The sequence below is a fragment of the Bradyrhizobium tunisiense genome (assembly GCF_042263385.1).
Taxonomy (GTDB): Bacteria; Pseudomonadota; Alphaproteobacteria; order Rhizobiales; family Xanthobacteraceae; genus Bradyrhizobium; species Bradyrhizobium tunisiense.
Genome location: NZ_JBHLEV010000001.1, coordinates 171183 through 197633, shown reverse-complemented (window position 1 = coordinate 197633; position 26451 = coordinate 171183). Strand labels below are relative to the sequence as shown.

25 protein-coding genes are annotated in these 26451 nt (G+C 65.6%); 22 read left to right on the top strand and 3 right to left on the bottom strand.

What is annotated here, in order from left to right; genetic code table 11:
* Positions 1–216: 216 nt before the first annotated feature.
* The 7 genes from ruvC (at position 217) to ACFDR6_RS00910 (ending at position 5474) form a co-directional block, all read left to right on the top strand.
* Positions 217–744 (top strand): crossover junction endodeoxyribonuclease RuvC, encoded by a 528-nt coding sequence (gene ruvC / locus ACFDR6_RS00940; protein ID WP_212088033.1) that lies wholly within the window; start codon positions 217–219, stop codon positions 742–744.
* A complete protein-coding gene (gene ruvA, locus ACFDR6_RS00935; protein ID WP_375857088.1) occupies positions 741–1358 on the top strand; it encodes a Holliday junction branch migration protein RuvA in 618 nt (205 codons plus the stop codon). Before ruvC ends, ruvA begins: the two co-directional genes overlap by 4 nt.
* Positions 1359–1378: 20 nt before the next feature.
* Positions 1379–2416, top strand: a complete 1038-nt coding sequence (ruvB, locus tag ACFDR6_RS00930; protein WP_212089077.1) for a Holliday junction branch migration DNA helicase RuvB — start codon at positions 1379–1381, stop codon at positions 2414–2416.
* A 98-nt stretch (positions 2417–2514) separates the two neighbouring features.
* Positions 2515–3384 (top strand): DUF6869 domain-containing protein, encoded by an 870-nt coding sequence (locus ACFDR6_RS00925; protein ID WP_212088034.1) that lies wholly within the window; start codon positions 2515–2517, stop codon positions 3382–3384.
* Positions 3385–3489: 105 nt separating this feature from the next.
* Positions 3490–4410, top strand: a complete 921-nt coding sequence (locus tag ACFDR6_RS00920) for a metallophosphoesterase (RefSeq protein ID WP_375857087.1) — start codon at positions 3490–3492, stop codon at positions 4408–4410.
* A gap of 68 nt (positions 4411–4478) precedes the next feature.
* Positions 4479–4928, top strand: a complete 450-nt coding sequence (gene ybgC, locus ACFDR6_RS00915; protein WP_212088036.1) for a tol-pal system-associated acyl-CoA thioesterase — start codon at positions 4479–4481, stop codon at positions 4926–4928.
* A 78-nt stretch (positions 4929–5006) separates the two neighbouring features.
* Positions 5007–5474 carry a nuclear transport factor 2 family protein gene (locus ACFDR6_RS00910; RefSeq protein ID WP_212088037.1) on the top strand — a complete coding sequence of 156 codons (468 nt, stop codon included), beginning with the start codon at positions 5007–5009 and terminating at the stop codon, positions 5472–5474.
* Between the two features lie 184 nt (positions 5475–5658).
* Here ACFDR6_RS00910 and ACFDR6_RS00905 read toward each other — a convergent pair whose 3' ends face one another.
* Positions 5659–6366, bottom strand: a complete 708-nt coding sequence (locus tag ACFDR6_RS00905; protein ID WP_375857086.1) for a type 1 glutamine amidotransferase — start codon at positions 6364–6366, stop codon at positions 5659–5661.
* A gap of 51 nt (positions 6367–6417) precedes the next feature.
* Positions 6418–7344 (bottom strand): LysR substrate-binding domain-containing protein, encoded by a 927-nt coding sequence (locus ACFDR6_RS00900; RefSeq protein ID WP_317241111.1) that lies wholly within the window; start codon positions 7342–7344, stop codon positions 6418–6420.
* A 273-nt stretch (positions 7345–7617) separates the two neighbouring features.
* Between ACFDR6_RS00900 and ACFDR6_RS00895 the strand changes: the two genes are divergently transcribed.
* The 10 genes from ACFDR6_RS00895 (at position 7618) to ACFDR6_RS00850 (ending at position 17540) form a co-directional block, all read left to right on the top strand.
* The gene (locus tag ACFDR6_RS00895; protein ID WP_375857085.1) at positions 7618–8652 is read left to right on the top strand and encodes an ABC transporter substrate-binding protein; all 1035 of its coding nucleotides are present in this window, start codon (positions 7618–7620) and stop codon (positions 8650–8652) included.
* Positions 8653–8679: 27 nt separating this feature from the next.
* Positions 8680–9720, top strand: coding sequence for an ABC transporter ATP-binding protein (locus ACFDR6_RS00890; RefSeq protein ID WP_375857084.1), 1041 nt, complete (start codon positions 8680–8682; stop codon positions 9718–9720).
* The gene (locus ACFDR6_RS00885) at positions 9717–10595 is read left to right on the top strand and encodes an ABC transporter permease (protein WP_375857083.1); all 879 of its coding nucleotides are present in this window, start codon (positions 9717–9719) and stop codon (positions 10593–10595) included. Before ACFDR6_RS00890 ends, ACFDR6_RS00885 begins: the two co-directional genes overlap by 4 nt.
* Positions 10592–11401 (top strand): ABC transporter permease, encoded by an 810-nt coding sequence (locus ACFDR6_RS00880; RefSeq protein WP_317241107.1) that lies wholly within the window; start codon positions 10592–10594, stop codon positions 11399–11401. The genes ACFDR6_RS00885 and ACFDR6_RS00880 overlap by 4 nt, the downstream gene beginning before the upstream one ends.
* 9 nt (positions 11402–11410) lie before the next feature.
* Positions 11411–12547, top strand: a complete 1137-nt coding sequence (locus tag ACFDR6_RS00875; protein ID WP_375857082.1) for an NAD(P)/FAD-dependent oxidoreductase — start codon at positions 11411–11413, stop codon at positions 12545–12547.
* Between the two features lie 18 nt (positions 12548–12565).
* On the top strand, positions 12566–12862 hold the full coding sequence (locus ACFDR6_RS00870; protein ID WP_375857081.1) for a (2Fe-2S)-binding protein: 297 nt from the start codon (positions 12566–12568) through the stop codon (positions 12860–12862).
* Positions 12859–14277 (top strand): FAD/NAD(P)-dependent oxidoreductase, encoded by a 1419-nt coding sequence (locus ACFDR6_RS00865; RefSeq protein ID WP_375857080.1) that lies wholly within the window; start codon positions 12859–12861, stop codon positions 14275–14277. The genes ACFDR6_RS00870 and ACFDR6_RS00865 overlap by 4 nt, the downstream gene beginning before the upstream one ends.
* A complete protein-coding gene (locus tag ACFDR6_RS00860) occupies positions 14274–15395 on the top strand; it encodes an NAD(P)/FAD-dependent oxidoreductase (RefSeq protein ID WP_375857079.1) in 1122 nt (373 codons plus the stop codon). The genes ACFDR6_RS00865 and ACFDR6_RS00860 overlap by 4 nt, the downstream gene beginning before the upstream one ends.
* 15 nt (positions 15396–15410) lie before the next feature.
* Positions 15411–15758, top strand: coding sequence for a RidA family protein (locus ACFDR6_RS00855; protein WP_025034068.1), 348 nt, complete (start codon positions 15411–15413; stop codon positions 15756–15758).
* A gap of 168 nt (positions 15759–15926) precedes the next feature.
* Positions 15927–17540, top strand: coding sequence for an ABC-F family ATP-binding cassette domain-containing protein (locus ACFDR6_RS00850; RefSeq protein WP_375857078.1), 1614 nt, complete (start codon positions 15927–15929; stop codon positions 17538–17540).
* 184 nt (positions 17541–17724) lie between these two features.
* Here ACFDR6_RS00850 and ACFDR6_RS00845 read toward each other — a convergent pair whose 3' ends face one another.
* Positions 17725–19059, bottom strand: a complete 1335-nt coding sequence (locus ACFDR6_RS00845) for a dicarboxylate/amino acid:cation symporter (RefSeq protein WP_212088057.1) — start codon at positions 19057–19059, stop codon at positions 17725–17727.
* A 141-nt stretch (positions 19060–19200) separates the two neighbouring features.
* On the opposite strand from ACFDR6_RS00845, the gene ACFDR6_RS00840 reads away from it, so the two are divergent.
* The 5 genes from ACFDR6_RS00840 (at position 19201) to ACFDR6_RS00820 (ending at position 26450) form a co-directional block, all read left to right on the top strand.
* Positions 19201–20511 (top strand): solute carrier family 23 protein, encoded by a 1311-nt coding sequence (locus ACFDR6_RS00840; protein ID WP_317241101.1) that lies wholly within the window; start codon positions 19201–19203, stop codon positions 20509–20511.
* 72 nt (positions 20512–20583) lie between these two features.
* On the top strand, positions 20584–21420 hold the full coding sequence (locus tag ACFDR6_RS00835) for an SDR family oxidoreductase (RefSeq protein WP_317241100.1): 837 nt from the start codon (positions 20584–20586) through the stop codon (positions 21418–21420).
* 129 nt (positions 21421–21549) lie between these two features.
* Complete coding sequence (locus ACFDR6_RS00830; protein ID WP_375857077.1) at positions 21550–23349, top strand: cation:proton antiporter domain-containing protein; 1800 nt, start codon at positions 21550–21552, stop codon at positions 23347–23349.
* A 53-nt stretch (positions 23350–23402) separates the two neighbouring features.
* On the top strand, positions 23403–24224 hold the full coding sequence (locus tag ACFDR6_RS00825; RefSeq protein ID WP_375857076.1) for an NAD-dependent protein deacetylase: 822 nt from the start codon (positions 23403–23405) through the stop codon (positions 24222–24224).
* Positions 24225–24365: 141 nt separating this feature from the next.
* Positions 24366–26450 carry a hydantoinase/oxoprolinase family protein gene (locus tag ACFDR6_RS00820; RefSeq protein WP_375857075.1) on the top strand — a complete coding sequence of 695 codons (2085 nt, stop codon included), beginning with the start codon at positions 24366–24368 and terminating at the stop codon, positions 26448–26450.
* The last annotated feature ends 1 nt before the right edge of the window (position 26451 follow it).

Below are 26451 nucleotides of genomic sequence, written 5' to 3'. Positions count from 1 at the left end.
AATTCTGCCGTCGTCGCCCGGCTTGACCGGGCGACCCAGTATTCCAGAGACGCCAGAGGGATACGGATAAGCCGCGGCGTACTGGATACCCCGCTTTCGCGGGGTATGACGACGGAATGTAGGTTGGGCGGCGGTGCTCATCCGGGACCCCCACTCCCCTGTTACTTCCGTTCTGTTTCTGTTTCCCCCACGACGGCCAGCCGCTATCACTGGCCCATGACTGCGCTCCCGATTCGTGGCCCCGTTCGCATCATCGGCATTGACCCCGGCCTGCGCCGTACCGGCTGGGGCGTGATCGAGACCGAGGGCAACCGCCTGATCTACATCGCCTGCGGTTCGGTGGAGCCGCCGGACGATCTGCCGCTGGCGAGCCGGCTGCTCGCGATCCATGAGGGGCTCGCGGCCGTGCTCGCGAATCATCAGCCGATGGAAGCCGCGGTCGAGCAGACTTTCGTCAATAAGGACGGCGTTGCGACGCTGAAGCTCGGCCAGGCCCGCGGCGTCGCCATGCTGGCGCCCGCGATGTTCGGCATCCCGGTCGCCGAATACGCGCCGAACCAGGTCAAGAAAACCGTGGTCGGCGCCGGTCACGCCGACAAGCAACAGATCGCGATGATGCTGAAGATCCTGCTGCCCAAGGCCGAGCCGCCGTCCGCGGATGCCGCCGACGCACTCGCCATCGCCATCACCCACGCCCATCACCGCCAGAGCACCGCGCTCAGGCTGAAGGTGGTGGGGATATGATCGGCAAGCTCAAGGGCCTGATCGATTCCTACGGCGAGGATTTCGTCATCCTCGACGTCGGCGGCGTCGGCTATCAGGTGCATTGCTCCTCACGCACCTTGCAGCATCTGCCCTCGCCGGGCGAAGCCGCCGTGCTGTCGATCGAGACCTATGTCCGCGAGGACCAGATCAAGCTGTTCGGCTTTCGCACCGATCAGGAGCGCGAATGGTTTCGCCTGCTTCAGACCGTGCAGGGCGTCGGCGCCAAGGTCGCGCTCGCGGTGCTCGGCACGCTGGCGCCGTCCGATCTCGCCAATGCCATTGCGTTGCGTGACAAGGCGGCGGTGGCGCGGACACCCGGCGTCGGCCCCAAGGTCGCCGAGCGCATCGTCACCGAGTTGAAGGACAAGGCGCCGGCCTTCGCCAATGTCGATCCGGCCGTGGTGCATCTCGCCGGCGCCGTCGATGACCAGCGCGCGCCGCGCCCCGTGGCGGATGCGATCTCTGCATTGGTCAATCTCGGCTATGGCCAGCCGCAGGCGGCTGCGGCGATTGCGTCTGCGTCGCGTAGTGCCGGTGAGAATGTCGAAACGGCACAGCTCATTCGTCTCGGCCTGAAGGAGCTCGCGAAGTGAGCGATCCCAAGGCCAACCGCATGGTCTCGCCCGAACGCCGCAGCGACGATGTCGGCGATACCGCGCTGCGTCCGCAATCGCTGTCCGATTTCGTCGGCCAGCAGCAGGCGCGCAAGAACCTCTCGATCTTCATCGAGGCGGCGCGCAAGCGCGGCGAGGCGCTGGATCACGTGCTGTTCGTCGGTCCCCCCGGCCTCGGCAAGACCACGCTGGCGCAGATCGTGGCCAAGGAGCTCGGCGTCGGTTTCCGCGCCACGTCAGGGCCTGTCATCGCCAAGGCCGGCGATCTTGCTGCGCTGCTGACCAATCTCGAAGAGCGCGACGTGCTCTTCATCGACGAGATCCATCGCCTCAGCCCGGCGGTCGAAGAGGTGCTCTATCCCGCGATGGAGGATTTTCAGCTCGACCTCATCATCGGCGAAGGTCCGGCCGCGCGCTCGGTGAAGATCGAGCTGTCGAAATTCACCCTCGTCGGCGCCACCACGCGCGCTGGCCTGCTCACCAATCCCTTGCGCGATCGCTTCGGCATTCCGGTGCGGCTGAATTTCTACACGATCGAGGAATTGGAGAGCATCGTCAGTCGCGGCGCGCGCGTGCTCAATGTCGGCATGAGCGCCGATGGCGCCAACGAGATCGCGCGCCGTGCCCGCGGCACGCCGCGCATTGCCGGCCGCCTGCTCCGCCGCGTGCGCGATTTCGCCTCGGCGGCCGATGCGGACAAGATCGACCGCAAGATTGCCGACCACGCGCTGAGCGCGCTCGAGGTCGACGCCGCGGGGCTCGACGCCATGGACCGCCGCTATCTCACGACCATCGCGATGAACTATGGCGGCGGTCCCGTAGGCGTCGAGACCATGGCTGCCGCCCTGTCCGAGCCGCGCGATGCGATCGAGGACATCATCGAGCCCTATCTGATCCAGTGTGGCTATCTCCAGCGCACCCCGCGCGGCCGCCTGCTGACCTCGCACGCCTTCCGCCATCTCGGCATCGCCGAGCCCTCGCGCGATGCGGCCGCGCAATTCGGCTTGTTTGGCACGGATTCGCCCGAGGACGACTGAGAGCCGCAACCGGTGAACCCGCGGCGTCAATCCCCTCACTAATCCGAACACGCGGCGATCTGGAGTGCCGCTGACGCACACGGATTGGAGTAGGAAGAATGCGGCCGCCGAACGATACCGCTTTGCTCGAGGTCATCGTGGCCGCGCCGCAGCTGCGCACGCCGGATGAGACCGAGGCGTTCCTCGATCCGATGCCGATCAGTGAGCTGGCGTCGATGTGGTGCGCGCTCCAGCGCGTGAGCCGGCGCGACCAGGCCGGCAGCATCTGGGCCTTGAAACTGTATTTCGACCATCTGCCGCACCGCCGGCCGCAACAGGCGCTCGATCTCGTGCTGGAGGTGCTCAAGACCGAGGCCGACAAGCCCACGGTGATGCAGCTCAACGACAAGTTCTTGCTGTCGCTGCTCTATGCGCACGGCGAGGCCGTGATCGAGCGTATCGAGCACGAGGCCATGCAGAATGACCGATTGCGCTGGCTGCTCGGCGGTGTGCACGTCGCGCCCGACGATCCCTTGATGTCGCGCCTTGCAGAGCATGCCGATAGCGAGGCTTGGCAGGCCGACCATCTGGCCAAGCGCACGCCGCGCGAGCCGCTCGATTGCGCCAGCCTGTCGACCGCAGCGCTCGCCCGCGCCTGGGTCGAGCAATATTCCAAGTCGGACCGTGACCAGGATGACAATCTGTTCGCGATCATGGATTTCGAGCGCGACCTGCGCGAAGAGGACCCGGATGGCCTGATCGACCTGGTTCTCGAAGTCCTGAAGATCGAGGCCAACCCCGTGCTGCTGTCGCTGCTGGCCGCAGGTCCCCTCGAAGACGTGATCAACGCTGCCACGATCGACCGCATCGAGCGCGAGGCGCGTGTCAACGAACGCTTTCGCGATCTGCTCGGCGGTATCTGGTACTACCGCGCGCCCGACGAATTGAAAGCACGGCTGGATGCGCTGATCGGCGAGAGCCGCTGGTAATGTTTGTGCAGGCCTCTGCACACGGATGCAAACGGCCTGCACGAGCGCACCCCAATTCCGCTCCAATCGGATCGCATCGAGAGGCTGCATCAGAAACGGGCTTCCATGATCACGCGCCGTCATTTCATTCGTTCCATCGGCGGGCTGTCCGCTCTCGGCGTCTCGACCGCCGCCTATGGCGTGGGCGTCGAGCCGGTGCTACGGCTTCGCGTCACCCGCTATCATCCAACGCCGCGGCAGTGGCCGGCGGATTTTCCGCTGAAGATCGCCGCCATCGCCGACATCCATGCCTGCGATCCCTGGATGTCGCTGGAGCGGATCGAGGGCATCGTCGAGCGCACCAATGCGCTGAAGCCTGATATCATCGTGCTGCTCGGCGACTATGTCGCCGGCCTTCATCAGGTCACGCGCCTCATCCCGTCGCGGGAGTGGGCGAGGGTGTTGGCCGGCCTCAAGGCGCCGCTCGGCGTCCATGCCGTCATGGGCAACCACGATTATTGGGACGACAGGACGGTGCAGCGGACCGGGCTCGGGCCGACGATCGCGCATCGTGCGTTGGAGGCCGCCGGCATCCCTGTTTACGAGAACGACGCCGTGCGCCTCGTCAAGGACGGCCGCCCGTTCTGGCTTGCCGGCCTCGGCGATCAGCTCGCCTTCCTGCCGGCACGCCGGTTTCGCAGCATGGCTCGGTTCGGCGCCGACGATCTCAGCGCGACGCTCGCCAAGGTCACGGACAATGCGCCCATCATCTTGTTGGCGCATGAGCCCAACATTGCGCCGCGCGTGCCCGCGCGCGTCGCGCTGCAGCTGTCCGGCCATACCCATGGTGGCCAGGTCCGCCTGCTCGGCTGGTCGCCGGCGGTGCCGCCGCAGCAGGGCATCCAGCTCGCCTACGGGCACGTCAGGCTGAAATGCGATATCATCATCTCGGGCGGCCTTGGTTGCAGCATCATGCCGCTCCGCTTCGGCGTTCCGCCGGAGATCGTCGAGGTGACGCTGGGGCGAGCCTCACCGGTTGTGTCCTAACACGCTTGCGCGGCCGGCCGTTTTTGCGCAAAACGGGCCGGTGATCGACAAGTGAAGAGGCTCGCGACGTGACTGCCCATCTCGACGGCGAGATCCGCGACGGCCGCCACCACATGCAGGTCCGCGTCTATTACGAGGACACCGACTTTTCGGGGATCGTCTATCACGCCAACTATCTGCGCTACATGGAGCGCGGACGGACCAATCATCTCAGGCTGATGGGCGCCGAGCAGCAGGCGCTGTTCGATCAGGTCGAGACCGAGGGCGCGGGTTTTGCCTTCGTGGTGCGCTCGATGCATCTGGATTTCCTCAAGCCGGCGCGGATGGACGACGTGCTCGACGTCGTGACCTGGCCGATCGCGGTGAAGGGTGCCTCCATCATGCTTGCGCAGGAGGTGAAGAAGGGTGAAGACGTGCTGGTGAAAGCCGAGGTGCGTGTCGCCTTCATCAGCGGCGGCCGGGCCCAGCCGATCCCGAAATCGATCCGGACCTTGATGAAGGCCGATCTGGTTTCGTGATCGCCCGATTGGGGACGGCCTCTCGACTCCGTGGCGTGTGGCGATAGATTGCGCTTTCGCCAACCCATGAGGCTCATCATGTCGCGCCCGCCGCTTCCGCCCTTTACCCGTGAGACCGCCGCGCAAAAGGCGCGCATGGCCGAGGACGCCTGGAATTCGCGCGATCCGGTGCGCGTCTCGCTCGCCTATACCGAGGACAGCCGCTGGCGCAATCGTTCGGAGGTTTTTCAGGGTCGCGAGGCCATCGTCGCCTTCCTCACCCGCAAATGGGAGAAGGAGCAGGACTACCGCCTGATCAAGGACCTCTGGGCCTTCGACGAGAATCGCATCGCCGTGCGCTTCCAGTACGAATGGCACGATGCCGGCGGCCAGTGGTATCGCTCCTACGGCAACGAGCAATGGGAGTTCGACGAGCACGGCCTGATGAAGCGGCGCGAGGCCTCGATCAACGATATTGCGATAGCTGAGAAGGATCGACGATTTCATTGGGCCGCGCCGGGGCCGCGGCCGGCGGATGTGGCGGGGCTGGGGACCGAACCGTTCTAGAATTTCGCCGGCGAGCACCCTGCACCCTCTCCCCCTGTGGGAGCGGGTGGCTCGTCGCGCAGCGGCGAGACGGGTGAGGGGTATCTCTCTTCACGAGCAGTCCAGCGAGTGGGTAGAACCCCTCATCCGGCGCTTCGCACCACCTTCTCCCGCAAGGGGAGAAGGGAAGGGAGCGTGCCGTTCCCTAGACGCGCCGCGTCAAGAACCGCGCGATCGCCCCACCCAGTTTCGCGTTGTCCATCGGCTCCGCCAGCGATGCCCTTGCCGTGGCGACGATGTCATCCGGCGCCTTGCCGTCGCGCAGGTCGCAGCACACTTGCGCAAACGCCACGTCGAACTCGGGATGCGGCTGCACGGTCAGCGTGGTGCCGTTGGCGTAGAGCAGGCCGGCATGTGGCGTAAATTCTGACGAGAGGATCGTGAGCGCGTCGTTCGGCCGCTCGATCACCTGGTCCTGATGCGAGGCGGCGATGGCGACTTCCTCGCCGGCAATGACGCCGTTCTCCGGCAGTACCTGATAGACATGCCGGCCGATGCCCCAGCCTTTCTCCGACTTGCGCACGGTGCCGCCGAGTGCCTGCGCGATCAGCTGATGGCCGAAGCAGACGCCGACCATCGGCGTCTTGTTGGCGTAAGCGGCGCGCACGAAATCTTCCAGTGGCGCGATCCAGTCGAGCCCGTCATAGACGCCGGCCGCAGCGCCGGTGATCAGCACCGCCTTGAGCTGGCGCGGATCGGGAAGTGTATCGCCTTTCGGGATGCTGATGACATCCACCGTGACTTCGGGATCCTCGGCACGGACCATGCGCTCGAACATGTCCGGGAACGAGCCGTGACGCTCGCGATATTCTTGCGGGACGAGCCCGGTCTCGATGATGGTGATGCGTGCCATGTGCTGCCTGCGAGACGTGAAGGATACAGCAGGAATCGCAAGGCGTCCAAGTCAGCCGGGCGCAAAATCCGGTGTGGATTCGTGCTCGAGTTCGACGAGCGCCTTGCGCATCGTCTCCACCAGATCCAGCGCCACCGGTGAAGGACTGCGCTGCGCCGGGAAGACGGCGGAGAATTCGAAGTCGATGCGCGGCAGGAAGCGACGCGCGACCACGCCGCGGGTGGCGAATTCCGCTGCGGTGAAAGGATCGCAGATCGCGACGCCAAGCCCTGACGAGACCATGCCGCACATGATCTCCGACAACGTCGTCTCGACCCTGAGCACGCGGCGGACATCGTGACGGTGAAAGACCTGGTCAACGAGATGCCGGCTCGATGATCCCGCCGACAGCGAGATGAACGTCTCGCCCTCGAAATCCCGCGGCTCCAGAACCTCCTTTTCCGCGAGGCGATGACCGGTCGGCAGCACCGCGACGCGCGCGGGCGCCGGCAGCCGCAGACTTGGCAGGCCGGAATGGGCGATCGGCACCTCGGCAAAGCCGATGTCGCACTGGTTGTTCAACACCCAATCGACCACGATCGGCGAGATCACGCCGAAGAAGGCGAGGTTCAGGTTAGGTCGCTCCATCAGAAAGTGGCCGGCCAGCCGCGGCAGATAGCCGTTCGCCAGCGCCGGCAGCGCGGCGATGCGCAGCGAGCCGGTGCGGCGGCCACGGATTTCTTCGGCCGCCGCGGTGATACGTTCGAGGCCAACGAAGGAGCGCTCCACTTCCGTATAGAGCGCCATGGCCGCGGCAGTCGGCACGAGGCCAGTGCCCCGCCGCTCGAACAGCTCCATCTTCAGCAGCGCCTGGAAGTCGCGCAGCAGCCGGCTGACCGCCGGTTGCGTCACCACCATCAGCTTTGCCGCCTCGGTGACGCTGCCGGTGAGCATCGTCGCGCGGAAGGCTTCCACCTGCCGCGAATTGATCCGCGCCATCTCGAAGTCCATTCATAACATTCTGGCATGCAAAGGGTGCCATTATTCATTGGACGATGGAAGCCTGGTTCTGCGATCTTTTTCATCAGCGCTGGAGCCAGCCCGCTTTTTCGGCAGATTGGAGGGGTTCAAACCTCCAAATCGCGTCAAAACCCGCCGATCAGGGGCCGGAGCCCTGATCTGAGAGGAATTTGCGCGGAAGGAAATGCGGAAGGCGCCCCAGCCGGAGATTTGTCGGCGCGTCACCTCATTCCGGTATGGAGATCGGTCCACATGACAACTTTTCGCCTTCTGACCGCGGTCAGCATCGCAGCGCTCATCGCCGTCCCGTCGGCCGGCTCGGCCCAGCAAAAGACGCTCTACATCGCCGGCTATGGCGGCTCGTTCGAAAAGACCATTCGCGATGAGGTGATCCCGGCCTTCGAGAAGGAGAACGGCGTCAAGGTCGAATACGTCGCCGGCAATTCCACGGACACGCTGGCCAAGCTTCAGGCGCAGAAGGGCAATCAGCAGATCGACGTCGCCATCGTCGATGACGGCCCGATGTACCAGGCGATCCAGCTCGGCTTCTGCAGCAAGCTCGAGGGACTGCCGGCCGATCTCTACGACACCGCGCGCTTCAAGGACGATCGCGCGGTCGCGATCGGCATCGTCGCGACGGGCCTGATGTACAACACCAAGGTGTTCAAGGAGAAAGGCTGGGCGCCGCCGACCTCGTGGAACGACCTGAAGGACAAGAAATACGCCAAGCAGCTCGTGATCCCGCCGATCAACAACACCTATGGCCTTGAGGCGCTGGTGATGCTGTCGAAGATGAACGGCGGCGGCGAGACCAACGTCGATTCCGGCTTCAAGATCTTCAAGGAAGAGGTCAATCCGAATGTGCTCGCCTATGAGCCGTCGCCCGGCAAGATGACCGAGCTGTTCCAGTCCGGCCAGGCCGTGATCGCGGTGTGGGGCACCGGCCGCGTGCAGAGCTTTGCCAATACCGGCTTCCCCGTCGATTTCGTCTATCCCAAGGAAGGCGCGGCGACGCTGCTGACGACGGCGTGCCCGATCAACAAGCCGAACGCCTCGCCGCTCGCGGCAAGCTTCGTCAAGATGCTGCTCGATCCCAAGATCCAGCTCGTGCTGCTGAAGGATTACGGCTACGGCCCGGTGCTGAAATCGCTGGTGATCCCGCCCGACCTCGGCAAGATGGCCCCGATCGGCGAGCGCGCGGCAAAGCTCTACAATCCGGACTGGACCGTCATCAACGAGAAGCGCGAGGAATGGACCAAGCGCTGGAATCGCGAGGTCGAGCGTTGATCTGATCGTCGCTAGCGGAGACAGCGCATGGCCTATCTCGAGCTCGATCGGGTCGCAAAACAGTTCGGCACGCAGACTGTGGTCGACGACTTCAGTCTGTCGGTGGGGAAGGGGGAGTTCGTCTCCTTCCTCGGCCCGTCCGGCTGCGGCAAGACCACGACGTTGCAGATGATCGCGGGCTTCCTCGACCCCACGCGCGGCGCGATCCGCCTGGAGGGCAAGGATCTGACCGCGATTCACCCGGCCAGGCGCGGGCTCGGCATCGTGTTCCAGAGCTACGCGCTGTTTCCGCACATGACCGCAGCGGAGAACGTCGCCTTTGGCCTCGAGATGCGCAATGTGCCGCGTAGCGAGCGGGCCGAACGTGTTCGTGCCGCGCTGGCGATGGTGGGTCTCGCCGGCTACGAGGACCGCCATCCGCGCCGCATGTCCGGCGGCCAGCAGCAGCGCGTCGCGTTGGCGCGTGCGCTGGTGATCAAGCCGAGCGTGCTCCTGCTCGACGAGCCGCTGTCCAATCTCGACGCCAAGCTGCGCGAGGAGATGCAGATCGAGCTGCGCCAGATCCAGCGCACCATCGGCACCACCACGATCCTGGTCACCCACGACCAGAACGAGGCGATGTCGCTGTCCGACCGCATCGTGGTGATGAGCCAGGGCAAGATCGAGCAGATCGGCACGCCGCAGGAGACTTACGAGATGCCGGCCTCGGCCTTCGTCTCGCAGTTCCTGGGCAAGACCAACGACTTTGCCGCGACGATCGATCGGACCGTCTCGCCGACACAATTGGTGGCGGGCTCCTGGCGCGCACCGGCGCCGGCCGGGTTTGGCGGCCCCGTGACCGTCAGCATTCGCCCCGAGCGGATCGGCTTTGGCGACGTCGGTCTCAGCGCCAAGATCGTCACGCGCATCTTCCAGGGCAATCACTGGCTGTTCCAGTGCGACAGCGAATGCGGCCCGGCGATCGTGGTCCGCCAGAACGACGGCCAGGCGCAGCCGGCCGAAGGCGACGCGGTTCGGTTGTCGTGGCGTCCTGAGGACATGAGCGTTCGCGCGAGGGCCGCTGCATGAGCATGGCCGCGGAGGAAGAGCGCAGCGTACGCGCGCCATGGGCCCTGACCGCGCCCGCCCTGTTGCTGTTCGTCGGCGTGCTGCTGATTCCGCTGGCGATGACGGTGATGCTGTCGTTCCACGATTGGGGTCAGTACAAGGGCATCGAGCCGGTCTTCATCCTCAAGAACTGGCACGAGATCGCGACCGATCCCTATTACGCGGAAATGTTCTGGCGGACGTTTCGCGTTGCGATCCTGACGACGCTGCTGACCGCGCTGCTCGGCGCGCCCGAAGCCTACATTCTCAACCGTATGAGCGGACGCTGGAAGAGCTTCTTCCTGCTGATCATCCTCGGGCCGCTCTTGATCTCCGTGGTGGCGCGCACGCTGGGCTGGGCGCTGCTGTTCGGCGGCAATAACGGGCTCGTCAACAAGTTCCTGATGTCGCTCGGCGTGATCGGCTCGCCGATTCCCTTCATGTTCACTGAAACCGGCATGGTGATTGCGCTCGCGCATGTGATGATGCCGTTCATGGTGCTGTCGGTCTGGGCGGCGCTGCAGCGGCTCGATCCGCAGATCGAGAATGCCGCGATGTCGCTCGGCGCGGGCCCCGCCACCATCATCCGCCGCATCATCATGCCGCAGATCATGCCGGGCGTGCTGTCCGGCGCCATCATCGTGTTCTCGCTTTCGGCCAGCGCCTTTGCGACGCCGGCGATCATCGGCGGCCGCCGGCTCAAGGTCGCTGCGACGCTCGCTTATGACGAATTCCTCAACACCTTGAACTGGCCGCTCGGGGCTGCGGTCGCCACGCTGCTGCTGGCGGCACTGGTGCTGATCGTCGTCGGCAGCAACGCGCTGATCGAGCGACGCTATGCGGAGGTGTTTCGATGAGACGGAACGGCCCGCTCGCGCTGATCTTCCACACCGTCTTCGTCATCATCATGGTGGCGCCGATCCTGGTGGTCTGCCTCGTCGCCTTCACTCCCGAAGGTTTCCTTTCGCTGCCGACCAACGGCTTTTCGCTGCGCTGGTTCAGGACGATCGCGAACTACCCGGAGTTCATTCACGCGTTCTGGGTCAGCCTCGGGCTCGGCGCGCTGTCGTCCCTGGTGGCGCTGCTGTTCGCGGTGCCGGCGGCGCTGGCGATCGCGCGCTATCGCTTCCGCGGACGTGATGCGCTCGCAGCGCTGTTCCTGTCGCCGCTGATGATCCCGCATGTCGTGCTCGGCATCGCCTTCCTGCGCTTCTTTACGTCGGCCGGTCTCGGCGGCAGTTTTGCGGCGCTGATCATCGCGCATGTCATCATCGTGTTTCCCTTTGCGCTGCGGCTGACCCTGGCGGCAGCGACCGGCATGGACCGCACGGTCGAGATGGCTGCGGTCTCGCTCGGCGCCGGCGGCTGGACCCTGTTCCGTCGGGTCACGCTGCCGCTGATCCTGCCCGGCGTCATCAGCGGCTGGGCGCTCGCCTTCATCCAGTCCTTCGACGATCTCACCATGACCGTCTTCCTCGCGGCACCCGGCACCGAGACGTTGCCGGTGCGCATGTTTCTCTACATCCAGGACAACATCGATCCGCTGGTCACGTCGGTCTCGGCCTGCGTGATCGCGATCACCATGACCGCCCTCATTCTGCTCGACCGCTTCTACGGGCTCGACCGCGTGCTCGCCGGCAAGGGTGGCGACGCCGGACGATAGGAGAATCTTATGTCAGGGGACTACGACGTCGCCGTCGTCGGCGGCGGGCTGCTCGGCTCCGCCATTGCCTGGGGCCTCGGCCGGCTCGGCAAGAAGGTGGCCGTGCTCGACGAGGGCGACATCACCAAGCGCGCCTCGCGCGCGAACTTTGCGCTGGTGTGGGTCCAGAGCAAGGGGCTCGGCATGCCCGCCTATACGGTCTGGACCGTACAGGCGTCACAGGCATGGAGCCGGCTTGCCTCCGAACTGAAGCAGCAGACCGGTCTCGACGTTTCGCTCCAGCAGAACGGCGGCTTTCATCTCACGCTCGGCGAGGACGAATTCGGCCAGCGCACCGAGCTCGTCAAGCGCATGCACAACCAGACTGGCGCGGCCGACTACAAGATGGAGATGCTGCCGGCCTCCGAGGTGAAGAAGGCGTTGCCGCTGATCGGGCCCGAAGTGTCCGGCGGCAGCTACTGCCCGCTCGACGGCCATGTCAATTCGCTGCGCACGTTCCGTGCGTTCCACACCGGCTTCAAGGCGTTCGGCATCGACTATCTTCCGGAGCGTCCGGTCTCGGCGATTAGCAAGAGCGGCGGCGAATTCCGCCTGGCCACGCCGAAGGGCGAGTTGCGCGCCGCGAAAATCGTCCTTGCCGCCGGCAATGCCAACCAGACGCTGGCGCCGATGGTGGGCCTGTATGCGCCGATGGGGCCGACCCGCGGCCAGATCGTGGTGACCGAGCGCACCATGCCGTTCCTGCCGCATCCGCTGACCACGATCCGCCAGACCGACGAGGGTACGGTGATGATCGGCGACAGCAAGGAGGACGAGCTGGACGATCGCGCGCTGAAGCATTCGATCAGCGCCGTGATGACCGATCGCGCCCAGCGCATGTTCCCGCATCTCTCGCGGCTCAACGTGGTCAGGAGCTGGGCCGGCATCCGCGTCATGCCGCAGGACGGCTTTCCGATCTACGACCAGTCGGAGACGCATCCCGGCGCCTTCGTCGCCTGCTGCCATTCCGGCGTGACGCTCGCCTCCAACCACGCCTTCGAGATCGCACGCATGGTGGCGCAGGGCGCGCTCGAGCCGGAGCTGGTCGGCGCGTTCTCCGCCAGGCGCTTTGGCGCTGCGGGCGCGGCGAACAACAGCGGCTACTAGAGATATTGAGGAAGCCAGATGTTTAGACGATCCGAACGGGACAAGCGCCCACAGGTGCAGATCTTCGTCGACAGCGTTGCCGTAGCGGCGCGCCAGGGCGATACCGTCTCCGCAGCCTTGCTGGCATCTGGCTGCGACGCGCGTCGCTCGACCGCGGTGAGCGGCGCGCCGCGTCTGCCCTATTGCATGATGGGCGTGTGCTTCGACTGCCTCGTCACCATCGACGGCGTCGGCAACCGCCAGGGCTGCCTCGTGCCCGTCGCCGAGGGCATGCAGATCGAGATTCAGAAGGGCAAGCGGGAGATCGGAAGATGAGTATGGCTCCCAAGCGCGAAGACTACGACGTCGTGGTGATCGGCGCGGGGCCCGCGGGCCTGGCGGCCGCCGCGACATCCGCCGAAGCAGGACTGTCGACGCTGCTGCTCGACGAGAATATCGGCCCCGGCGGCCAGGTGTTCCGTGCCATCGCCTCGACGCCGGTCACCGAGCGCGACCAGCTCGGCGCCGATTACTGGGCCGGTGCCGATCTCGTGCAGTCGCTGCACGCAAGCAAGGCCGAGGTCATTCATCGTGCCACCGTCTGGAGCCTCGATCGCAATCTCGATATCGCCGTGTCGATCGGCGGCGCGTCCGCCTTCGTCAAGGCCAAGCGCGTGATCCTCGCGACCGGCGCGCTGGAGCGGCCGTTTCCGATTCCCGGCTGGACGCTGCCGGGGGTGATGACCGCGGGCGCCGCGCAGACGATGCTGAAATCGTCGGCGCTCGTGCCCGACGGACGCACGGTCATCGCAGGGCAGGGGCCGCTGCTCTGGCTGCTCGCCGCGCAGATCCTGCGGCTCGGCGGCCGCATCGACCGCATTCTCGACACCACCGAGCGCGGCAATTACTTCGCGGCGCTCCCGCACGCCTTTGCCTTCCTGACCTCGCCCTATTTCGCCAAGGGTCTCTCGATGATGCGCGAGGTGAAGGCCAAGGTGCAGGTCGTCTCCGGCGTCACCGAGCTCTCGGCATCCGGTGACGGCCAGCTCGCGAGCGTGAGCTATGTCGCCGGCGGCAAGCGCGGAACCATTCCTGCCGATCTGCTGCTGCTGCATCAGGGCGTCGTGCCCAACGTCAATCTGGCGATGGCGGCAGGCGTCGAGCATCGCTGGGATGAATTGCAACTGTGCTGGTCGCCGGTGCTCGATGCGAGCGGTAATTCGTCGGTGGCCGGCATCGCGATTGCCGGCGACGGCGCCGGCATCGGTGGCGCCAACGCGGCCGTGGTGCGCGGTCGCATCGCGGCACGCGCGGCGGTGGAGGCATTGGCGCCTGCGGCCGGCGCGAAGCTGCCGTCGCTGGCAACGCTCCGTTCCGATCTCGCCAAGGCCGAGCGCGGCCGCGTCTTCCTCGACACGTTGTTTCGTCCTTCACCGCAGTTCCGTATTCCCGCAGGCGACACCATCGTCTGCCGCTGCGAGGAGGTCACCGCGAAGGACATTCTCGACGCGGTCGCGATCGGCGCGACCGGGCCGAACCAGCTCAAGGCCTATCGCCGCACCGGCATGGGTCCGTGCCAGGGCCGGCTCTGCGGTCTCACCGTCACCGAGCTGATGGCGCAGGCCCGCGGCAAGACTCCGCAGGAAATTGGATACTACCGGCTGCGCGCGCCGGTGAAGCCGATCACGCTGGCCGAGCTCGCTGCCGTCCCGAAGAGCGAGGCCGACGTCAAGGCGGTGGTGCGCGGATGACCAGGAACGCGGATGCGATCGTCGTCGGCGGCGGCATCCACGGGTGCTCGACCGCGCTGCATCTGTGCCTTGCCGGCATGAAGCCGGTGCTGATCGAGAAGGACTATGCCGGCCGTCACGCCTCTGGCGTCAACGCTGGAGGCGTGCGCCAGCTCGCGCGGCACGTCCCCGAAATTCCACTCTCGATCCGCTCGATGGGGATCTGGGAGAAGATTTCTGATCTCCTCGATGACGATTGCAGCTTTGAGAGCTACGGCCAGGTGCTGGTTGCGGAGAACGATGAGGAGCTCGCGGTCTGCCGCGCGCGTGTTGCTGAGCTCAATGCACTCGGCTTCACCCATGAAGAGCTGATCGACGCGGCCGAACTGCGTCGTCTCGTGCCGGCGGTCGCCGAGACCTGTCCCGGCGGCGTGGTCTCGCGCCGCGACGGCGCAGCCAACCCGGCGCAGGCGACGACGGCATTCCGCCGCAAGGCCGAGCAGCTTGGCGCGACCGTGCGTGAGGGCGTGGCGGCCGGCAATATCCGGTACCGTGACGGCCTCTGGCATGTCGACGTCGGCCTGGACACCTACGCCGCGCCGGTGCTGGTCAACGCCGCCGGCGCCTGGGCCGGCAAGATCGCGGCCGCGCTCGGCGAGCCCGTGCCGGTCGAGACCGTCGCGCCGATGCTGATGATCACCTCGCGCGTGCCGCACTTCATCGACCCCGTCGTCATCCTTCGCGGTCGAAAATTGTCCTTCAAGCAGTTCAAGAACGGCACCGTGCTGATCGGCGGCGGCCATCTGGCGACGCCCTATCAGGACCGCAACGAGACGGTGCTGGACTGGAAGAGCCTTGCGATCAGCGCCCGCACCGTGTTCGAGCTCTTTCCGGTGATGCGCAGCGCGACCATCGTGCGGGCCTGGGCCGGCATCGAGGCGAAGATGAAGGACGATATCCCCGTGTTCGGACCGAGCAGCCGTCACAAGGGCCTCTATCACCAGTTCGGCTTCTCGCTGCACGGCTTCCAGCTCGGCCCCGGCGCCGGTGCCGTCATGGCGGAGCTGATCGTCAACGGCGGCACCCAGACCCGCGTCAGCGATCTCGGCATCGACCGCTTCCATCCCACGACGCTCTAGCAACACGAGGACATCATGAGCATTACCCGCAGCATCCGCACGCCGATCATGCACCGCGCCGTCGAGGCCAATGGCTTCGTCTTCCTCGGTGGCACCATCGCCGACGACACCTCGGTCTCGATGGGCGATCAGACCCGCAACATCCTCGGCAAGATCGCCGGCTATCTGAAGGAAGCGGGAACCGACAAGAGCCGCGTCGTCAGCGCCTCGATCTTCGTCACGGACCTCTCCAAGAAGAAGGAGATGGATGCCGCCTGGACCGAATTCTTCGGTGACAATCTGCCGACCCGCGCCACCGTGGGCGTCGCCGACCTCGGCGGCGGTGCTCTGATCGAGGTGGTGGTGACAGCGCTGAAGGGTTGATCGCAGGCCTATCGACGACAGCGCTTTCCGTGGCGCTGTCGTTCCCTCGAACCGCGGCTTGATCTAGCCCACTTGCGGGACTAGTTAGAGACCTCTCAATCAGGAACTTCGCAGCCATGGATTTCACCCCGATCGCAACGCCCATCCGCCTTGCTCACGGGGAACTCCATGCCTGCCTCGATCATCCTGTCGAACCTCTCGCTGTCCACGCCTGACGGCCGTTCACTTCTTTCCGGCATCGATCTGACATTTGCGGCCGAGCGCACGGGGCTCGTCGGCCGCAACGGCGTCGGCAAGACGACGCTGCTTGCGTCGATCTTGGGGGAGCACGTTCCCCAGTCCGGCGGTGTTCTGATCGATGGCACCATCGGCCTGCTGCGCCAGGACGTGCAGCCGCCTGCAGATAGCACGGTGGCTGAACTGTTCGGTGTGCGCCACGCCCTGGAGCTGATGCACCGTGCGGAGCGGGGCGAGGCCTCCGCTGACGACATCGCCGCGATCGACTGGACGCTCGAAGCGCGGCTTCAGGCCGCGCTGGCGCGCCTCGGCTCCGATCCATCGCCCGAGACGCAGCTCTCGCGCCTGTCCGGCGGCCAGATCACGCGCGTCCGTCTCGCCGCGCTGGTGTTTGCCGAGCCCGACTTCCTGCTGCTGGACGAGCCCACCAACAATCTCGACCGGGACGGACGCAAGGCGGTGGCCGACCTCCTCGCCGCCTGGCGCGGCGGTGCGATCGTCGTCAGCCATGATCGGGATCTGCTCCAAACCATGGATGCGATCGTCGAGCTGACGTCGCTGGGCGCAACCCGATACGGCGGCAATTGGAGCCGATACCGCGAGCAGAGGGCAATCGAGCTCGCTTCCGTCAGGCACGATCTCGCGCACGCCGAGCGGCGCCTGTCCGACATCGATGGCAAAGCCCAGGAGGCTGCCGAGCGGAAACAACGCAAGGACAGCGGCGGGAAGAAGAAGCGCGCCAAGGGCGACATACCGCGCATCCTGGCCGGCGCGCGCAAGGACCGCAGCGAGGACAGCGGCGGAAAGAGCGCGCAGATCGCCGAGCGGCAGCGTGCGGAAGCGCGCGAGGCCGTCGACACGGCGCGCCGCCGCATCGAGGTTCTTCAGCCGCTGTCGGTGAAGTTGCCGGCGACTGGTCTGCCGGCGGGCAAGGAGGTGGCTTGGCTCGACGGCGTCACCGCCGGCTATCGGCCGGAGCAGCCGGTCTTGCGTGATCTGTCGTTCACGATCGTCGGTCCGGAGCGCGTCGCGTTCGTCGGGCCCAATGGCTCGGGCAAGACGACGTTGCTGAAACTCATTGCCGGCGAGTTGCGCCCGTTCTCGGGAACCGTCCGGGTCAGATCCGACTTCGCGCTGTTCGATCAGAGAGTGAGCCTCCTCGATCCCGCCCTATCGATCCTGGAGAACTTCGGCCGCCTCAATCCAGCGGCGGGCGCGAATGCGTGCCATGCCGCGCTGGCCCGGTTCATGTTTCGCGCCGATGCAGCGTTGCAAATCGTCGGCAATCTGAGCGGCGGACAAACGTTCCGTGCGGGGCTTGCCTGCGTGCTGGGCGGGACGAGGCCGCCATCCCTGCTGATCCTGGACGAGCCGACCAATCATCTCGACATCGAGTCCATCGAGGCCGTTGAAGCTGGCTTGAGAGGCTATGACGGCGCGCTGCTCGTCGTCAGCCACGACGAGGCATTCCTGCAGTCAATTGAAATCACACGACGGCTCGATCTTGCGACCATGAGGTCGCACGCTAATGATGGGATCGTGTGATCCCATCGCCCGGTCAAAATGTAGCGAAGATCTTCAAAAGCCCGACGCCCTGCCCCCAGCGCGTCGGGCGGAAAAACTGAGTATCAATCCGTGATCCCAACGTCGCTGTTGTGACTCGCGCCGCATCAATTTGCTACTCCGGGATACTACCGCATCGGAAGCGGACGGTGCCCGACATGTGCAACTACGAGGATCCGCCCCCGCCGGGCTCCAGGGCTTCGCCCATCTCCAGCGGGTGGGCCATGGTCTCGTGCAGCGCGTCGCGGTCGAGCTCACCCTCGGAGATGCTGATGACGACGCAGGCGACGCCGTTGCCGATCAGATTGGTGAGGGCACGGCACTCGCTCATGAACTTGTCGATGCCGACCAGGATCGCGATCGACTGGATCGGGATGTCGGGCACGATCGAGAGCGTCGCGGCGAGCGTGATGAAGCCGGCGCCGGTGACTCCGGAAGCGCCCTTCGAGGTGATCATGGCTATGCCGAGGATGCCCAGCTCCTGCCAGATGGTCAGATGGGTGTTGGTGGCCTGCGCCAAAAAAAGCGTCGCCAGCGTCATGTAGATGTTGGTGCCGTCGAGGTTGAAGCTGTAGCCGGTCGGGATGACGAGGCCGACCACCGAGCGCGAGGCGCCAAGATGCTCCATCTTCTGGATCATCTGCGGCAGCACCGTCTCGGAGGACGAGGTGCCGAGCACGATCAGCAGCTCGTCCTTGATGTAGGCGATGAAGCGCAGGATCGAGAAGCCGGCGAGCCGGGCGATCGCGCCCAGCACGATCAGCACGAACAGCATGCTGGTGAGATAGAACGTGCCGATCAGGGCTGCGAGGTTGAGCAGCGAGCCGAGGCCGTAGGCGCCGACCGTGAACGCCATCGCACCGAAAGCGCCGATCGGGGCCACGCGCACGATGATGCGGATGATGCCGAAGAACATCTTCGCGGCCTTGTCGATCGCGTCCGCAATGGGTTCGCCGGCCTTGCCGAGAAAGGCGATGGCGAAGCCCGAGAGGATCGAGATCAACAGCACCTGCAGGAGATCGCCCCGCGCGATCGCGCCCAGATAGCTGTCGGGAATGATCGCCATCAGATGGGCGACGATGCCTTCTTCGTGGGCCTTGGTGACGTAGGTCGCCACCGATTTCGGATCGATCGTGGCGGGATCGATGTTGAAGCCGCGCCCGGGCTGGAGAACCTCGCCGACCAGGAGGCCGACCGCGAGCGCGACGGTCGAGACCGTCTCGAAATAGATCAGCGACTTCAGCCCGACCCGGCCGACACGCTTGAGGTCGCCCATCGAGGAGATGCCGTGCACCACGGTGCAGAAGATCACCGGCGCGATCATCATCTTGATCAGCGCGATGAAGCCATCGCCGAGCGGTTTCAGGGCCTTGCCGAGATCGGGATAGAGGTAGCCGATGAGCACGCCGAGCGCGATCGCGACCAGGACCTGGATGTAGAGGATCTTGTACCAGGGTTGATGCCGGCGCTGGATGGCTGGCTGGATCGCGACTTGTGACATAGAATGTGCCCCGGACCGCATTGATCTTGCGGGATTTGGATCGTGCTTGATCCGCACCATGTGACGGCCGCCGCAGAAGTGACAATCACATTTTTGTCGGATCGCACGAAGATCGATCATTGCACCGACATTGGGGGGAACATGGCGACCGCAACCAGCTCCGACCAAGGCTATTTTCCCCGCTGGAAGCTCAAGACCTCGGGCGTGATCATGCCGGAGGAGCGGCTGTCATGGGGGCAGACCGCGGTGTCCGGCTTCCAGCATTGCGTCGCCATGTCGGGCTCGACGATCATCGCGCCGCTGCTGATGGGGTTCGATCCCAATGTTGCAGTCCTGTTCTCCGGCATCGGCACGCTGATCTTCTTCGTCATCGTCGCCGGGCGCGTGCCAAGCTATCTGGGCTCGAGCTTCGCGTTCATCGCCGTCGTCATCGCCGCGACCGGGTATGCCGGGCAGGGGCCGAACCCGAATTTGTCGGTTGCGCTCGGCGGCATCGTCGGCGCCGGGGTCCTGTACGGCGTGATCGCGCTGATCGTGATGTGGTCGGGGGTCGGCTGGGTCGAGAGACTGCTGCCGCCGGCCGTCACCGGCGCCGTGGTCGCGGCGATCGGCCTCAACCTCGCGCCCGTGGCGGTCAAGGCGGTGAGCGCCAATGGGTTCGACACTGGAATCGGGCTCGCGACCGTTCTGATCATCGGCGTGGTTGCCGTGGCAGCGCCAGGGCTGTGGCGCCGGCTGCCGATCATCCTCGGCGCGATCGGCGGATATCTTTTGTATTTGCTGCTCGCGAATGGTCTCGGATTCGGCAAGCCGATCGACTTCGCGCAACTGGCGGCCGCGCCGTGGTTCGGGCTGCCGAACTTCACCACGCCGACGTTCCAGGCCGATGCGATCTTCCTGATCGCGCCGGTTGCGGTCATTCTCGTCGCCGAGAACCTCGGTCACATCAAGGCTGTCGCCGCCATGACGGGCCGGAGCCTCGATGCCTATCTCGGCCGCGCCCTGTTCGCCGACAGCCTCGCCACCATCGTGGCGGCCTGCGGCGGCGGCACCGGCGTGACCACCTATGCCGAGAATATCGGCGTGATGGCGGCGACGAAGGTCTATTCGACGCTGTTGTTTGCCTTCGCCGCCATCGTATCGATCCTGCTCGGCTTCTCGCCGAAATTCGGCGCGCTGATCCTGTCGATCCCGGGGCCCGTCATCGGCGGCCTCTCGATCGTGCTGTTCGGGTTGATTGCGGCGATGGCTGGCCGGATCTGGGTCGAGAACAAGGTCGACTTTGCAGATCCTGCAAACCTGATCACCGTCGCAGTGGCGCTCACCGCAGGCGCCGGCGATCTCACACTGAAATTCGGCGCGTTCACGATTGGCGGAATCGGCACCGCAACCTTCGGCGCCATCATCCTGTACCAGATCCTGACCTTGACCCGGGCCCGGCACGCTGGCTGAAGTACAGCAATGCGCTGAGGGATGGAACAAAGCGCCGGTTCCGTCGATGATCAGCATCCCCGGAGATCACTCATGCCACAAACCGATCGCCCAAGCGTCTTTCCCTCGCGCCTCGTCGGCCAATACGCGCTGGTGACCGGCGCCTCGCAAGGCATTGGCCGTGCGGTCGCCGTCCGGCTTGCCCAGGAAGGCGCGACCGTCGCCATCAATTATTTCGAGCACGAGGACCGGGCGGAAGAAACCCGCGCGCTCGCGCAGGCCGCTTCGCGCGATCGCGGTCACGGCGAGCCCGAACATTGCATTGTCAAGGCCAATGTCGGCAACGAACAGGACATCGCCGCGATGTTCGAAACGATCCTTGCGCGCTGGAAGCGCCTCGATTGTCTCGTCAACAACGCCGGCTTCCAGAAGGAATCGCCGAGCGAGGCGCTCGACATCGAAACCTATCGCCGCATCATCGACGTCAACCTGAACGGCGCCGTGCTCTGCGCGCAGAAGGCACTCGCGCACTTCGTCAAGCGCGGCGGAGGCGGCAGCATCATCAACTGCTCGAGCGTGCATCAGATCATTCCCAAGCCCGGCTATCTCGCTTATTCCATCAGCAAGGGCGGCATGGCCAATCTGACGCGCACTCTCGCGCTCGAATTCGCCGGCCAAGGCATCCGAGTCAATGCGGTCGGTCCCGGCGCGATCGACACGCCGATCAACGCGGCCTGGACGGGAGATCCCGAGAAGCGCGGCGTTGTCACCTCCCACATTCCCATGGGACGCGTGGGCACGCCGGAAGAGATCGCCGCCGTGTTTGCTTTCCTCGCCTCGGACGACGCCAGCTACATCACCGGTCAGACCCTCTATGCCTGCGGAGGCTTGACGCTGTTTCCCGAATTCCGGGAGAATTGGGCGAGTTGAACGTCCGCTTCGGCCGCCCCATGCCTCGTGAGGCTAGAGGGCAGGCCGAGTTGGGCGTCTGCGGCGCTGTGTGCTATCGACCGTGGACGACGCTGCCGCTATTGGCAGTCGCCGACACGTGAAGGGCTCGTGACCACAGCGATCAACATCAATGCCTATAGCGACGCGCTGGTGGTGCTCGGTACCGCCGGCGTCGTGGTGCCGATCGTCCGCCATTGGGGCATCAATCCCGTGCTGGGCTATCTCGGTGCGGGCGCCATCCTCGGTCCGCTCGGCCTTGGTTCGCTCGTTCGCGAAGTCCCGTTCCTGTACTGGTTCACGGTGACGGACGCGCAGAACGTCGAGGGGATCGCCAATCTGGGCATCGTGTTCCTGCTCTTCCTGATCGGGCTCGAGCTGTCTTTCCGGCGGCTGGTCACGATGCGACGCCTGGTGTTCGGGCTTGGCGGCCTGCAGGTCCTTCTGACCTCAGCCATCATTTTCGGCGTGGCGCTTCTCGCCGGGCAGGGCTCCGATACGGCCGTGATCCTCGGCGCGAGCCTTGCGCTGTCCTCGACGGCGATCGTGCTCGAGCTTCTGTCCAGCGAGAGGCGCCTTGCGACCACGGCCGGTCGCGCCAGCTTCTCGGTGCTGCTGGCCCAGGACCTCGCCGTGGTCCCCATTCTGGTTTTCGTCTCGGTGCTCGGGGCGGACAGCGGCGGCTCGGTCCTGACTCACATTTCCAGTGCTGTCCTGAAGGCCGCACTGGCGGTCGCTTTTCTCACTCTGGTCGGGCGGCTGCTGATGCGTCCGCTGTTCCAGATGGTTGCAGGCACTCATTCGACGGAGTTGTTCGTCGCAGCGACCTTGTTCGTCATCGTCGGCGCGGGGCTTGCCGCGCACCAGGCCGGCCTCTCCATGGCGCTCGGGGCATTCGTTGCGGGGCTGATGCTGGCGGAAACGGAGTATGGCAAGGCCATCGAGGCCACCGTCGAGCCGTTCAAGGGCCTGCTGCTCGGCATCTTCTTCTTCACCGTCGGCATGGCCATCGACTTCCGCGTGTTCATGCGCGAGCCCGGTTGGCTGCTGGCCGCCGTCATCGGCATTGTCGCCGGCAAGGCGATCGTGCTCATCCTCCTCGGCCGTCTCTTCAGGCTCTCCTGGCCCGCGGCGATCGAAATCGGCTTCCTGCTGGGTCCCGTCGGCGAATTCGCTTTCGTCAGCATCGGAATGGCGGTGGCCGGCGGTCTGATCGAGCCTCGCGTGTCGAGCTTTGCCGTCGCCGTCACCGCCGTGACGATGGCGTTGACGCCGCTTCTGAGCATGCTCGGACGACGATTAGCCGCAAAGCTGGGTCCCGAGCGCTCGCCTGATCCCGAGCTGTCGGTTCGGCCGCCCGGCGACCAGGCGCAGGCGATCGTGATCGGCTACGGCCGCGTCGGAAAGGTCGTCTGCTCGCTGCTGACCGGCCATGGCCTGAACTACATCGCGGTCGATCACGAGGCCGTTGCCGTGGCGCGCGACCGGCGCGACGGCCACAAGGTCTATTTTGGCGACGCGACGGAGCCGGGCTTCCTCGAAGCTTGCGGCCTGATGCAGACGACCGGTGTGATCATCACCATCCAGTCGCGGCCGGCGATCGATGCCGTCGTCGAGCGGATTCGCGCGGCGCGACCGGATGTGCTGATCGTTTCACGCGCGCGGGACGCCGATCACGCCCGCCACCTCTATGCGATCGGCGCAACCGACGCGGTGCCCGAAACCATCGAGGCAAGCCTGCAGCTTTCCGAAGCGGCCCTGGTCGGTCTCGGCGTTGCGGTCGGACATGCCATCGCCTCGGTGCACGAGAAGCGGGACGAATTCCGTCTGACGCTGCAGCAAGCCGCCCGCATTGCTGGACAGGAAAAAGCTCGTCCGCTCGATCTCACCGGGCGCCGGTCCCCGCAATAGCCGGCTCTCCCGTGATCTGGCAAAACCTGCCGGCGCGAACTACATCATGTGCCATGACCAATGCTCCGCAGGCAAACCCTCCGCTCCAGGATTTCATCGGCCGCCACGAAAATCTGTTCGTGCTGACCGGCGCCGGCTGCAGCACCAATTCGGGCATTCCCGATTATCGCGATAGAAACGGCAATTGGAAGCGCACCCAGCCGGTCAATTTCCAGGCCTTCATCTCGGACGAGCATACGCGCCGGCGCTATTGGGCGCGCAGCCTGATCGGCTGGCGGCGGTTCGGCCAGGCGCGGCCGAACGATGCGCATCGCGCGCTGGCCCGGCTCGAGGCGAACGGGCGGTGCGGGATGCTGCTGACCCAGAACGTCGACCGGCTGCATCAGTCCGCCGGCCACCGTCAGGTGATCGACCTGCATGGCCGGCTCGATCTGGTCCGCTGCATGGGCTGCGAAGCGAAGATGCCGCGCGAGGAATTTCAGCGTGCGCTTGGCCACGCCAATGCGGCGTGGTTGAAGCTTGATGCCGCCGATGCGCCGGATGGCGACGCTGATCTCGAGCACGAAGATTTTTCGTCGTTCGAAGTGCCTCCTTGCGAGGCCTGTGGCGGCATCCTCAAGCCCGATGTCGTGTTCTTCGGCGAGAACGTCCCGCGCGACATCGTCGCTACGGCGCACGACCATCTGGCGCAGGCCGACGCGATGCTCGTCGTCGGTTCGTCATTGATGGTCTATTCGGGATTCCGCTTCGTGCAGGCGGCTGCGAAACTGCAGATCCCGATCGCGGCGGTCAATCTCGGACGCACTCGCGCCGACGATCTCTTGACGTTGAAGGTCGAGGAGCGCTGCGAAGCGGCGCTTGCATTCCTGCTCTGATCGCACCGGCGGCGAACACGCCTTGCCTATTGCATAGGTGCCAAGCAGAATAGCCGGGCGCGGCGTTGTCCTCGTCGTCCATGGCATGGAAATTGCTGCGCTTTCGACCTCAGTCTCGACGATCAGCACGGAGAATTTGGAATGCTTGAGGGAGCCGAGGTACGGCTTGCCGTGGATATCGGTGGCACGTTCACCGACATCGTGCTGGACGTGGGCGAGATACGGAAGACGCGCAAGCTGCTGACCACGCCGCAGCGGCCCGAACAGGCAGTTCTGGACGGCATGCGCCTCATTCTCACTGACGCGCGCGCGCATATCAGCGACATCGATGTCTTCATTCACGGCACCACGCTCGCCACCAACGCCATCATCGAGCGCCGCGGCGCGAAAACCGCGCTGATCGCGACCGAAGGCTTTCGCGACGTGCTCGATATCGGCACCGAAAGCCGCTACGACCAGTACGATCTCGGCATCGACAAGCCGAGGCCCCTGGCGCCGCGCAGCCTGCGTTTCACCGTGCCCGAGCGCGTCGACGCCCACGGCGTCGTCCGCCTCGCGCTCGACGAAACTTCGGTGCGCGCACTCGCGCCGAAATTGCGTGAGCTGGGTGTCGAGAGCGTCGCCATCGCCTTCCTGCACTCCTACGCCAATCCCGAGCATGAGCGACGAGCGGCCGCGATTTTGGCGGACGAGATGCCCGGGATCTCCGTGACCGTGTCCTCCGCCGTGTGTCCCGAGATCCGCGAATATGAGCGCACGTCGACAGCGGTGGCCAACGCCTATGTGCAACCGCTGATCGACGGCTATCTCGCCCGCATGGCGGACGCCCTGCAGGTCGAGCAGTTCCGCGGCGCGATCTACCTCGTCACCTCCGGCGGCGGCGTCACCTCGATCGAGACGGCGCGGCGCTTTCCGGTGCGTCTCGTCGAATCCGGCCCCGCCGGCGGCGCCATTTTCGCGGCACAGATCGCGGCGCGTCTTGGCGAGAGCAAGGTGCTGTCCTTCGACATGGGCGGCACCACCGCGAAGATCTGCCTGATCGAGAAGTACCAGCCCGAGACCTCGCGCGTGTTCGAGGTCGATCGCGCGGCGCGTTTCCTCAAGGGCTCCGGCCTGCCGGTGCGCATTCCCGTGATCGAGATGGTCGAGATCGGCGCCGGCGGCGGCTCGATCGCGCATGTCGATGCCATGAAGCGCGTCACCGTCGGGCCTGAAAGTGCCTCATCGGAGCCGGGACCGGCCTGCTACGGCCGCGGCGGCCGGCGTCCGGCCGTGACGGATGCGGACGTCGCTCTCGGCATGATCGATCCCGACGCGTTTGCAGCCGGGACGATCAAGCTCGATCCGGAGCTTTCCAAGCAGGCGCTGCTGCGCGATGTCGGCGAGCCGCTCGGCCTGTCCGCGGAAACCGCGGCCTATGCCGTTCATGAAGTCGTCTGCGAGAACATGGCGAGCGCGGCGCGCGTCCATGCGGTCGAGCGCGGCGAGATTGTCGGCCAGCACACGTTGATCGCCTTCGGCGGTGCCGCGCCGCTGCATGCGGCGCGGGTCGCAGAGAAGATCGGCGTCTCCCGGGTGATCGTGCCGTCGAATGCCGGTGTCGGCTCGGCTGTCGGGTTCCTGGCCGCGCCGATCGCCTATGAGCTGGTGCGCAGCCGTCATGTCCGGCTCGACGATTTCGACACCGAAGCGGTCTCCGACCTCCTGCAGGAGATGGTGACCGAAGCGCGCGCATTGGTCGAGCCTGGCGCGGCCGGTGCGCCGGTGCGCGAGCGCCGCGCCGCCTTCATGCGCTATGTCGGCCAGGGTCACGAGATCTCGGTCGAGCTGCCTAACCGGCGGCTGACGGCGGCCGATCTCGCCGGCCTTCGCCGGAAGTTCGAGGCGGACTATTCCGCGATGTTCGAGCGGTCGATCCCGGGTGCCGCGATCGAGGTGTTGAGCTGGTCGGTGCTGGCCACCACCGACGCGCGCAATCCGTCCGCGGTCGCCGCCGTCGCGCGCAAGCCCGCCGGAAAGGCCACCGGCAGCCGCAAATTCTTCGATGGCCGCGCCGGCGAGGTGATCGAGATCCCGCTCTATCGCCGCGAGGACATGGCGCCGGGCGCGACCATCGCGGGCCCGGCCGTGATCGCGGAGGACGAGACCTCGACCTTCGTCTCCAACAGTTTCGACGCCCACATCGACGGTGCCGGCAGCATCGTCATGGAACGAAAGGCAGCCTGAT